At 70.9% G+C, this 10,997-nt stretch carries 8 protein-coding genes; 6 read left to right on the top strand and 2 right to left on the bottom strand.

The features are described from left to right. The 4 genes from HMPREF9062_RS12130 to HMPREF9062_RS05655 all read left to right on the top strand — a co-directional run. On the top strand, positions 1 to 1,183 hold a 1,183-nt coding region (locus tag HMPREF9062_RS12130), incomplete at its 5' end, for a hypothetical protein (RefSeq protein ID WP_172634829.1). A gap of 569 nt (positions 1,184 to 1,752) precedes the next feature. Next, positions 1,753 to 2,025, top strand: coding sequence for a hypothetical protein (locus HMPREF9062_RS12120; protein WP_050795254.1), 273 nt, complete (start codon positions 1,753 to 1,755; stop codon positions 2,023 to 2,025). 101 nt (positions 2,026 to 2,126) lie between these two features. Continuing rightward, a complete protein-coding gene (gene pepN, locus HMPREF9062_RS05660; RefSeq protein WP_009749109.1) occupies positions 2,127 to 4,742 on the top strand; it encodes an aminopeptidase N in 2,616 nt (871 codons plus the stop codon). Beyond that, positions 4,739 to 5,206: a PTS sugar transporter subunit IIA gene (locus tag HMPREF9062_RS05655; RefSeq protein ID WP_009749108.1), complete on the top strand. Its 468-nt coding sequence runs from the start codon at positions 4,739 to 4,741 to the stop codon at positions 5,204 to 5,206. Before pepN ends, HMPREF9062_RS05655 begins: the two co-directional genes overlap by 4 nt. A gap of 61 nt (positions 5,207 to 5,267) precedes the next feature. Here the strand turns inward: HMPREF9062_RS05655 and malQ are convergent, their stop codons facing one another. Both malQ and HMPREF9062_RS05645 read right to left on the bottom strand, forming a co-directional pair. Next, the gene (gene malQ, locus HMPREF9062_RS05650; RefSeq protein WP_009749107.1) at positions 5,268 to 7,424 is read right to left on the bottom strand and encodes a 4-alpha-glucanotransferase; all 2,157 of its coding nucleotides are present in this window, start codon (positions 7,422 to 7,424) and stop codon (positions 5,268 to 5,270) included. A 312-nt stretch (positions 7,425 to 7,736) separates the two neighbouring features. Beyond that, positions 7,737 to 7,967: a PTS transporter subunit EIIB gene (locus tag HMPREF9062_RS05645; RefSeq protein WP_009749105.1), complete on the bottom strand. Its 231-nt coding sequence runs from the start codon at positions 7,965 to 7,967 to the stop codon at positions 7,737 to 7,739. 327 nt (positions 7,968 to 8,294) lie between these two features. On the opposite strand from HMPREF9062_RS05645, the gene ptsP reads away from it, so the two are divergent. Together ptsP and HMPREF9062_RS05635 are read left to right on the top strand one after the other, a co-directional pair. Further along, on the top strand, positions 8,295 to 9,992 hold the full coding sequence (gene ptsP, locus HMPREF9062_RS05640) for a phosphoenolpyruvate--protein phosphotransferase (RefSeq protein ID WP_009749104.1): 1,698 nt from the start codon (positions 8,295 to 8,297) through the stop codon (positions 9,990 to 9,992). Beyond that, entirely contained in the window at positions 9,989 to 10,981 is a 993-nt protein-coding gene (locus HMPREF9062_RS05635; RefSeq protein ID WP_009749103.1) for an acyl-CoA thioesterase, read from the top strand. Before ptsP ends, HMPREF9062_RS05635 begins: the two co-directional genes overlap by 4 nt. Positions 10,982 to 10,997: the final 16 nt, after the last annotated feature.

Here is a 10,997-nt window from a genome sequence, read left to right as displayed (position 1 = left end):
ATCGCCCTCAGCGACCGACGCCTCCGCCGCACCCACCCCGACGACCGACGCCTCCAGCCCGACCGACGCCTCCGCGGCCCCATCGCCCTCAGCGACCGCCACGGCGTCTCTGAGCGGCAGCTACTCGCTGACCGCCGAGGAGGACGGGACGCAGACCATCACACCCGACGTCTCCGGCTTCGATTCCAATGAGGCTGTCTCCTTCCGGGTTGTGCCGGTCGACTCCTACGACTCGGCGACGAGCCCGCGCGACGCCTCCTCCACCGTCCTGAGCACCTCGTCGGCCGACACCGACGGCGCCTACTCGACCGGCTTCACCGCCCCCGCCTCCCTGCCCGACGGCAGGTACCGGGCCGGCGTCGTCGGCGAGTCGAGCGGTCGGTACGGCTACTTCGAGCACTACCTCGTCAAGAAGGAGGGCACCTTCTCCATCGAGACCGAGGACGGCACCGACATCACCGACATCTCGGATGGCGCCGAGACGACTACCGTCGAAGCGCCCGCCGCACCGACTGCGGATGACTCGACCGACTCGTCCACAACGGGGACGTCCACCGGCGAGACCTCGACCGGCTCGTCCAGCCCGTCCACCACGGCATCCCTGAGCGGCAGCTACTCGCTGACCGCCGTCGACGAGGAGGGCACGCAGACCATCACACCCGACGTCTCCGGCTTCAACGCGAGCGAGGGAGCCACCTTCCGGGTTGTGCCGGTCGACTCCTACGACTCGGCGACGAGCCCGCGCGACGCCTCCTCCACCGTCCTGAGCACCTCGTCGGCCGACACCGACGGCACCTACTCGACCGGCTTCACCGCCCCCGCCTCCCTGCCCGACGGCAGGTACCGGGCCGGCGTCGTCGGCGAGTCGAGCGGTCGGTACGGCTACTTCGAGCACTACCTCGTCAAGAGGGAGGGCATCTTCTACATCGAGACCGAGGATGGCACCGACATCTCGGGCGGCGCCGGCGCTCCCGCCGTCGAGACGCCCGCCACCGGCGGCGGCCCCGCCGCTGCGGCTCCCGCACCGGCCGCCGCAGACACCAAGGCCCCGGCCGCATCCTCCAAGCCCTCGACGCCCTCCAAGAGGGAGCTGGCCCGTACTGGTACCGGCCTCGGCCTGGCAGTCGTCGCCGCCGGCCTCCTGGCCTCCGGCGCCGTCCTCGTCGCGCGTCGCAGGGCCTGAGCCCCGCAGGCGCGCGGGTGGCGTGCGGGTGATGATGAGTCACTCGGACGGTCCGAACGCGCCGGCGCGCATGACCACCCCGTGAGCCCGGGGCGCCCAGCCTTCACCGCTGTGCGCCCCGGGCTCGCTCACGCGGGTGGCGACGCCCCTTCCTGACCGGGCTCGTCGTCCTCCCTCGTGATGGCCCTGGCACTCATCGGCGACATCGGCCTGGCGAGCGTCCGTCTCAGCCGGGTCGATGTCGCCATGCCCTGAGCCGTGGAAGCCTCCGCATCCGCGCAGACGTGGCTCGGCGTCACCACGACCCACCTCCTGACCGTCGACATGGCCCAGTTCGCCACAATCATCGACTTCATGGGCAGGCTGAGCATCACCGTCGATGAGCCCTTCCGGGATGCGAACGCCGGACTCGACATCCCCGGGCCGGCGCCCGCAGACTCACGGGCGTCAATGCGCTCGCCCTGGTCCGTTCCCGGCACCCCGAGGTCTACCGCGACGGCGCATGAGTCCTCGAGGCCGAGGGGGCGCAACGGCGCAGCCGGTACACCGGCGTCGTCATGAGGGACCTCATGCGCGCCACGGGCGAGCGGGCCCGCAACCCGCTGGCCGTCCAGTGCCTGGCATGGGCCCTCACCGGCAACCTCGACGTCGATCAATCCACCGGCGCGCGCGACCTCGCGTCCCTGGGCGACGCCGTGGCGAGGGCCGGCGCCGACACCGGGCTCCGGCTTCGTCGCCCTCCCCACCGACGAGACCTACGCAACGCTCACCGGCAACGGCTGCGAGCGCGGGCGCTGCACCCCGGCCGACTGACCACAGCGCCTTTTCCGCAGCGGGGATGACCGGTGAGAAGATGGCCCCAGCCCCGAGCCGACCCGGACCGGGGCCCCCGCACCCGATGCGGGGCCCGTTCCACCGCCCTCACAGCAAGGAGCACCCACCCATGCCAGGTCAGAACCTGACCCGCGACGAGGCGGCCACCCGCGCCGGACTCGTAACCGCGGAGAGCTACGACGTCGTCCTCGACCTGTCCGGCGCCGCCGACCCGGAGCAGACGACCTTCCGCTCGACGACGACCGCGCGCTTCTCGGCGGAGTCGACCGGACCCGCGGTCACATTCATCGACCTGGTCGCCCCGCGGGTGCACTCCATTGTTCTCAACGGCCGCCGGCTGAACCCGGCCGAGTGCTATGTCGACTCCCGCATCGTGCTGGGGGATTTGAAGGCCGACAACGAGCTCACGGTGGTCGCCGACTGCGCCTACATGCACACCGGGGAGGGCCTGCACCGCTTCACCGATCCGGCCGACGGGGAGACCTACCTCTACACCCAGTTCGAGGTGCCCGACGCCCGTCGCGTTTTCGCCGTCTTCGAGCAGCCCGACCTCAAGGCCTCCTTCACTTTCACGGTCACCGTCCCCGAGGGCTGGACCGTCTTCTCCAACTCCCCCACCCCCGACCCCGCCTCCCAGGACGGCACGAGCACCTTCGCCTTCTCTCCCACCCGGCGCATCAGCTCCTACATCACCGCCGTCGTCGCCGGCCCGTACCGGGGGGCCACCGGCGAGTATCGGGCCACCGATGGGCGCGTCGTCCCACTGGGCGTCTACTGCCGCGCCTCGCTGGAGCCGTCCATGGACTCCGACGAGATCCTTCAGCTCACCAGGACGGGCTTCGCCTATTACGAGGAACTGTTCGCCACCCCCTACGCCTTCGACAAGTACGATCAGATCTTCGTGCCCGAGTTCAACGCGGGGGCCATGGAGAACGCCGGGTGCGTCACCCATCGCGACGACTACGTATTCCGCTCCCGACCCGTCGAGGCGCGCGTGGAGCGCCGCGCCGTCACCATCCTCCACGAGCTCGCCCACATGTGGTTCGGGGACATGGTGACCATGACGTGGTGGAACGACCTATGGCTCAACGAGTCCTTCGCCGAATACTGCTCCACGCTCGCCGTGGCGGAATCCACCCGCTTCGCCGACGCCTGGACCACCTTCCAGACCATCGAGAAGAACTGGGCCTACAACCAGGACCAGCTGAGCTCCACCCACCCGATCGCCGCCGAGATCAACGACCTGCACGATGTCGAGGTCAACTTCGACGGCATTACCTACGCCAAGGGCGCCTCCGTCCTCTCTGCGCTGGTGGCCTACGTGGATCGGGAGAGCTTCTTCAAGGGCATCAAGAACTACCTGGCCGCCCACGCCTACGCCAACGCCACCCTGGACGATCTGCTCGCCGAACTGGAGCGGGTCTCGGGACGCGACCTGAGCACGTGGACCCGTCTGTGGCTCCAGGAGGCGGGCGTCACGACGCTGCGCATGCAGGTGGATGCCGACGCCGACGGCATCATCACCTCCGCCGAGATCGTCCAGGAGATCCCGGCTGATTCCCCGGCCTCGCTGCGCCCGCACCGCGTGGCGATCGGCTCCTACACGCTGACCAACGAGGGCGGTACCGCCGCCCTCGTGCGCACCGGCCGCGTCGAACTCGACGTCGACGGGGCGCGCACCGCCGTCCCGGAACTCGTCGGCACCCGCCGCGGCGACGTCCTGCTCCTCAACGACGACGACCTGACATACGCCAAGGTGCGTCTGGACGCCTCCTCGCTCGCCACGGGGCTGGAGCACGTGGACGCCTTCGCCCAGTCGCTGCCTCGTTCAATCCTCCTGGCCTCCGCATGGGATATGGTGCGCGACGGCCGGCTGCCCGCCTCCCGCTTCCTGGCCGCGGCGCTCGCCGCCCTGCGCGTGGAGACCCGATCCTCCGTGGTTCAGGGCCTGCTCGCTCGGGTGTCCACCTGTCTGAGCCGCTTCCTGCCCCAGACGGACCGGGAGACGGCCATCGCCGCGACCGCGGACACGCTGCTGACACTGGCCCGCGCCGCCAACGCAGGCGGCGACACTCAGCTCCAGCTGGCGCGCGCCGTCGCCGCCCACGCCGTGACCGAGAACCAGACGGCGGCCGTGGCCGCCTGGCTCGACGGTTCGGAGACCCTCGACGGACTCGTGGTCGATCAGGATCTGCGTTGGGAGCTGCTCATCGGACTGGTGGCCGCGGGCCGCGCGGGTGAGACCGAGATCGCCGCCGAGGAGAGCCGAGACCTGACGACGACGGGCCGCGAACGCGCCGCGCAGGCGCGGGCCGCCGTGCCGACCGCCGAGGCCAAGGCCGCCACCTGGCGCGAACTGGTGGAGAACACTTCTATGCCCAACGAGACCCAGGTCAAGACGTTGCGCGGCTTCGGCGACGTTGAGCGCCGTCCGGAGCTGCTCGCCCCCTTCATCGCGGAGTACGTGCGCGAGGCCGACGCCATCTGGGACACACGCACCTTCCACATGGCCGAGAACCTGCTCACCGCGCTGTGGTCGACCGCAACAGTCGGGTTGGAAGGCGTCGACCCGGTCGGCGCCCTGGAGGGCTGGCTGGCTTCCCACGCGGACGCGCCAGCGGCCTTCCGCAGGATCGTGGCCGAGAACCTCGACGACACCCGTCGAGTGGTCGGCGCCCAGGCCTGTCAGGCCGCGGCCGCGAACAGCGATGAGGAGCCGCGATGAGCCTAACCGTCCGAGCTCCCGCGGCCGGGAGGGTCGTGGCTCTCGACGACGTCCCCGACCCGGTCTTCTCGGGCAGGCTCATCGGGCCCGGGCTGGCCATCGATCCCAACCGCACCGGCCGCGAGGGCAGCGACACCGCAGCCCTCGCGCCGATCACGGGCACACTCTCCAAGATTCACCCCCACGCCTACGTCATCGTCTCCCCCGAGGGCCGCGCCGTCCTCGTCCACCTCGGTGTGGACACGGTCGAGCTCGACGGGAGGGGCTTCACGGTCCGCGTCGCCGCCGGCGACCGAATCCGTGCGGGCGACCCCGTCATCTCCTGGTCGCCCGCGCGGATCGAGGCCGGTGGGCGCAGCCCGTTCGTCCCGGTGATCGCGCTGGACGCCAAGGAGGAGGCGCTCACGCTCCCTCCGGCGGGCACGATCCTCGCCGCCGGGGACGCGGCCTGCACTTGGGCCTGAGGTCGTCGCGGGACCGCGGGCCCAGGCCCGGAACAGTCCCGTGACGGCCCCGGCGGCCGGGTCAGTGCCTCAGCTCGTCGCGGACGGCCGCCAGCAGGCTGCTCAGCCTCACGTTGCCCGGCAGATCCTCGACCAGGACGACCTCGCCCGAGCCGTCAGCCAGGGGGATCTTCCAGTTCGGGTACTCCTGGTCGGTGCCGGGCTGATTCTGGGTCCGCCGCTCGCCGACGCCGTCGACGAGGGCGATCCCGATCAGTGCGGAGGGGGTGCGCACGATGTAACGGTAAAGGGCTTCGACGATCTCCCGCTCGGAGGGATCGTTCCTCAGCAGCCCGTGCTCGCGCAGGCGGGTGAGCATCCGCTCGCGTTCGACGCGCGCTTCGGCACGGACCTGTTCGACGGGCTCGGTGAGCAGACCGAGACGCTCGCGCAGGGTCACGTGCTCATCCGCGAGGTATCCGGCGGTGGGCGGCAGGTCGTGAGTGTTGACGGTGGACAGGGACAGGTACCGGTAGGCGTCGGGCTGCAGCGGCCAGCCGTCCTGCTGCTTCTCGAACCACAGCACCGACGTCCCGAGCACGCCGCGGCTGGCGAGGTAGTCGCGCACCCAGGGCTCGACGGTGCCCAGGTCCTCGCCGATGATGACGGCACCCGCACGGTAGGCCTCCAGCAGGACGACGCCGACCATGGCCTCATGGTCATAGCGCACATAGGCGCCCTGGTCCGCACCCATGCCCCTGGGGATCCACCACAGACGGAACAGGCCAATGATGTGATCCATCCGCAGCGCGCCGGCGTGGCGCAGCACGGTACGCATCATATCGCGCAGAGGCGCGTAGGCGCTCTCGGCCAGGCGGGTGGGACTCCACGGGGGCTGCGACCAGTTCTGGCCGAGCTGGTTGTACATGTCCGGCGGGGCGCCGGCCTCGATGCCCGCGGCGAAGGACTCCGGGTCGCTCCACGCGTCGGCCCCGCGCGGATGCACGCCGACCGCGAGGTCGCCCATGATTCCCAGGCCCATGCCGGAGGCCCTGGCCTCGGATTGCGCACGGCCCAGCTGCTCGTCGACGATCCATTGCATCCACGCGTAGAAGTCGATCCGCTCGGTCAGAGTGCGGGCCTCATTGGCGACGAAGGCGTTCGAGGCGTCTCTCAGCGTCTCGGGCCAGTCCTGGAGCTCACCGTACTTCTCCGACAGGGCGCACCACAGGGCGAACCGTTCCAGACCCTCGCCCTGCTCGGCGCGGAACCGCTCGAAGTCGCGCTGACGCGCCCGGGAGCGACCAGCGGCGAAGATGACCTCGAGGGCCTCGCGCTTGGCCTTCCAGACGGCGTCGCGGTCGATCGGGTCGGCCGACAGGTCGGTCTCCGAAACCTCCTCGAAGGCCCACTGGACCAGCGAGCGGCGCGGCCCCGACAGCCGGGCCACCTCCGCGATCGCCTCGGGGCGGATGTAGATCGGGTTGACGAAGCGCCTGGTGACCGGCAGGTAGGGCGAAGGCGTCATGATACCCGCGGGCTCGGAGGCGTGCAGCGGGTTGATGAGCAGGAAATCGGCGCCCTCATCGCCCAGGAGGCTGGCGAGCTCGGTGAGGTCGTCGGCATCGCCGATGCCCCACGAGCCGCGCGAGCGCACGGAGTACAGCTGGGCCATGACCCCCCAGCCGCGCTCGCCCAACGACGCCGGTAGTTCCAGGCGATCGGGGGTGACCGCCAGAGGGGTGGTGGCCGAATGGGCCTCGCAGGCGGGCGAGGCGTCGATGTCGGCGACCAGCGCGTGCCACCCCAGGGGCAGATCAGCCGGCAGGGCGAAGGTGGCCCGGCCCGTCAGGACTCCGTCGACGTCGTGCGGGAGCGTCCAGTCGTCCGTCTGGGGCAGCTCGCGCCTGCTGCCGTCCTCCAGGTCGACATGCACACGCACACCTGCACCGTCGGGCACGTGGACGGGCACGCGGACCTCTTCCCCGGCGCGGGCGACGACGGACGGCGGCAGGGTGCGCCTCCAGGGAGTGATTTCGACCTGCGCCAGCGAGGTCTCGATTTCCTCGTCCGTGCCAGCCTCGACACCGAGGGCCGCCAGAACAGCGACGAGCGTGGCTCGGGACGGGGCGGCGAGATTGCCGTGGTAGTCCCAGTACTCGGTGGAGACTCCGTGCGCTTCGGCGAGCTGCTTGAGGCGCTCGCCCGCGGGCTCGGATGCGGCGATGGACTCGGTCATGGCGTGGATTCAGCCTCGTTGGTCGGTCGCATGGATGCGAAGGATGGCCCTGTCGGAATGCCTGTCGACATGATGACGCGGGTGACGTGCCCGCTCAACCGCTGCGGTGCGACAGTGCGAGTGGGCGGTCGAATGAACATCATCCGTTGCTGCAAGCGTTTCACATGTAGTCGCACATTACCATCCTCCGAACGTCGCGCCCGCGAGCGACCTCGCGGTGCCCGGAGGATTGCGGCTCATGCGCTCACCCCGCCGTCCCGCCGGACGAGCGGCGGATGACGGGGCGGCGGGCCCGCGAGCGCCTCGGACCGGTCAGTCCAGCGCCGTGATCTCGCCGGCGAGCTCGTCCGCCGTCGGGCCGACGACAACTTGGACGACCCGGCCCGACCGCACGACCCCGAAGGCGCCCGAGGCCCGCAGGGCCTCCTCATCGACCTTCTCCTGGTCGACGACCTCGACGCGCAGCCGAGTAATGCAGGGCTCGAGATCCGAGATGTTCTCCCGCCCCCCCAGGCCGGCGACAATCTGTTCAGCAGTGCTCATCTGTGCTCCTCGTACTGTCCTCGTAAGACCCCGTAAGGCTCAGTGCGGCGGCGCCCGAGGGCGCGCGACGACTCATCGCCTCCGTGTTCAGCATCACTTTACCGTAGGTGGGCGGGCCTCCGCCCCGGTGGCGCTCCAACAAGGGCCCCGCGCCGCGGTCGAACGGGCCGACATGCCCCTCCGCGGGCCCGCCGTAAGAGAGCGCGACCCGCCGCAGTCATGTCAATCGTCTTTCATCCAACGGCGGAAAACCTCCGGACGACGCCGGTACGGGGCACAATGGACCGCAACACGTGATACCCGCCTCCATCGTTGTAGGAGCACCGTATGGTCCCGTCCGACGCAACCCCAACCTCTCTGACCGGCATCGGCGTGAGCCCCGGGCTCGTCGCCGGCCCCGTCGCCCGCATGGCCCCGGGGATCACCGAGCCCGAGATCGCCACCCTCGATTCCAGTCGGGATACCGAGAAGGAGTGCGACCGCATCGCCCAGGCCGCCCAGACAGTCAAGAAGAGTCTGGAGCTCTCGGCCGCCGAGGCCAAGGGTGACGGCCGCACCCTTCTGGAGACCACCGCGCAGATGGCGGCCGACCCGACGCTGACCTCCTCGGCGCAGGCCATGGTGCGCGAGCGCCGCCTGGCGCCCGAGCGCGCCGTGTGGGAGGCCGCGGACACCCTGGCGTCCATGCTGGAGTCCCTGGGCGGCTACATGGCCGAGCGAACCCGGGACGTGGCGGACGTGCGCGACCGCATCGTCGCGGTGCTGATCGACGCCCCCATGCCGGGCATCCCGCGCCTGCCCGAGCCCTTCGTGCTCGTGGCCGAGGATCTCGCCCCGGCCGACACGGCCCTGCTCGACCCGGAGAAGGTCGTCGCCTTCGTCACCTCCGAGGGCGGGCCGACGTCGCATACGGCGATCCTCGCCCGCTCGCTGGGCATGCCCGCGATCGTCGGCGCCGGAACGGCCGTGATCGACCGCCTGCACGACGGGGACATCGTGCTCGTCGACGGCACCAAGGGCGTCATCACGCTCGACCCCTCCGAGGACGAGCTGCGTCGCGCTCGCGAGCTGGCCAACCGGGTGCGGGTGTTCAACGGCGACGGCGCCACCAGGGACGGCCACGAGGTCCAGCTGCTGGCCAACGTCGGCGACGCGGCGGGCGCGCGCAGCGCCGCCGAGGCCGGTGCGATGGGTATCGGCCTGTTCCGCACCGAGTTCTGCTTCCTCGACCAGCCCGAGGAGCCCACCGTCGAGGCCCAGGTGGAGGCCTACCGCGGAGTGCTGGAGGCCTTCCCCGGCAAGAAGGTCGTCGTGCGCACCCTCGATGCCGGCGCCGACAAGCCGCTGCCCTTCCTCACCGACGCCACCGAGGCCAATCCGGCCCTGGGCGTGCGCGCCTACCGCACGACGCGTCGCGACCCCGAGGTCCTGGAGCACCAGCTCCAGGCCCTGGCCAAGGCCGAGGCCGCCACCGACGCCAAGGTGTGGGTCATGGCCCCCATGATCTCCACTGCCGACGAGGCCGAGGCCTTCACCGACAAGGCCCGTTCCTACGGGCTGAAGACCGCGGGCATGATGATCGAGGTGCCCTCCGCCGCGCTCATGGCGGACAAGCTCTTCGAGCACGCCGACTTCGCCTCCATCGGCACCAATGACCTCACGCAGTACGTCATGGCGGCGGACCGGCTGCTGTCGTCCCTGGCGGACCTGTCGACCGGCTGGCAGCCCGCCGTCCTGCGGCTGATCAAGGCCGCCTGCGACGGGGCCAGCCCTCATGGCCGCCCAGTGGGCGTGTGCGGTGAGGCGGCCGCCGACCCGGCCCTGGCCGTCGTCCTCGTCGGTCTGGGGGTGGCGAGCCTGTCGATGACCGCCCGTGCCCTGCCCGACGTCGACGCCGTGCTCAAGTCCGTCGATCTCGCCGACTGCCAGCGCCTGGCGGGTCTGGCCACCAGCGCGCGGACCGCCGACGACGCCCGCGGCGCCGTGCGCGCTGAATTGCCGATCCTGGAGGAGCTCGGCCTGTGACGAGACCGTACCCGGTCCCCGTCGCCACCGAGGAGCCGCTGGGCTCCGTGACCCGGGTCCTCGCCCTGAGCGAGGCGGGCGGCGGCGAGGATCGGGGCGACCCGCCCGATGTCTTTACGGGCGCGTGCCTGCCCCAACTCTCGGGACGCATCTACGGCGGCCAGGTGGTGGCCCAGGGGATGCTCGCGGCGGCGGCCACCCTCGCCGACGATGGTGACGGCGAGCGCCCGCCGCATTCGGTGCACGCCTTCTTCATGCGCGGCGGCAGCCCGGGCGCACCGGTGGACTTCGCCGTCGAGCGACTCCACGACGGTCGGTCCTTCTCCCAGCGGCGGACGACGGCGTCCCAAGCCGGGGTGCCGATCCTGACTATGCTTTCCTCCTTCCAGGAGCGTCAGGAGGGCGCGGACGTGCGCATTGAGGCGCCCGAGGTGCCCCGCCCGCAGGAGCTGCGCAGCGCGTTGGAGATCTTCCGGACCATCGACCATCCAGTGGCGAAGTTCCTGGGACGCACGGCCGCCTTCGACCTGCGGCACGTCGAGGGCGATATCTATCTGCGTCCCGGCGCCCGACGGAGCAGCCAGCGTCTGTGGGCGCGCTCACGCGGACGAGTGCCGGCCGAGGCTTCCCAGACGGTGCACCGGGCGCTGCTGACCTACATGTGCGATCAAGTGATGCTGGAGCCGGCACTGCGCAGCCAGGGCCTGAGCTGGCGCAGCGAGGGGATGAGCCTGGCGACTCTCGACCACGCCCAGTGGTTCCATCGGGATGTGGACGTCGGCGACTGGCTGCTCTTCGTCCAGGACTCCCCCAGCTCCCAGGGCGGGCGATCCATGGCGCGGGCCGAGGTCTTCGACTCCTCCGGGCGGCTCGTCTCCACCATCGCCCAGGAGGGCATGGTGCGCATGCCCACGCGGACCGCCCACGGCAGCGGCCGGTGGGGAATCCGCATGGGCGAGGGCGACGACGGCAGCGCCCTCCCCGGCTGAAGCCCCCTCCGCCGTT

This window comes from Actinomyces sp. oral taxon 448 str. F0400, from assembly GCF_000220835.1.
Taxonomy (GTDB): Bacteria; Actinomycetota; Actinomycetes; order Actinomycetales; family Actinomycetaceae; genus Actinomyces.
This window is presented reverse-complemented; position numbering and strand designations above follow the sequence as displayed.

Coding starts and splice junctions, on each gene's coding strand:
- HMPREF9062_RS12120 (WP_050795254.1), top strand. CDS start 1,753: ATGCGCGCCACGGGCGAGCGGGCCCGCAACCCGCTGGCCGTCCAGTGC.
- pepN (WP_009749109.1), top strand. CDS start 2,127: ATGCCAGGTCAGAACCTGACCCGCGACGAGGCGGCCACCCGCGCCGGA.
- HMPREF9062_RS05655 (WP_009749108.1), top strand. CDS start 4,739: ATGAGCCTAACCGTCCGAGCTCCCGCGGCCGGGAGGGTCGTGGCTCTC.
- malQ (WP_009749107.1), bottom strand. CDS start 7,424: ATGACCGAGTCCATCGCCGCATCCGAGCCCGCGGGCGAGCGCCTCAAG.
- HMPREF9062_RS05645 (WP_009749105.1), bottom strand. CDS start 7,967: ATGAGCACTGCTGAACAGATTGTCGCCGGCCTGGGGGGGCGGGAGAAC.
- ptsP (WP_009749104.1), top strand. CDS start 8,295: ATGGTCCCGTCCGACGCAACCCCAACCTCTCTGACCGGCATCGGCGTG.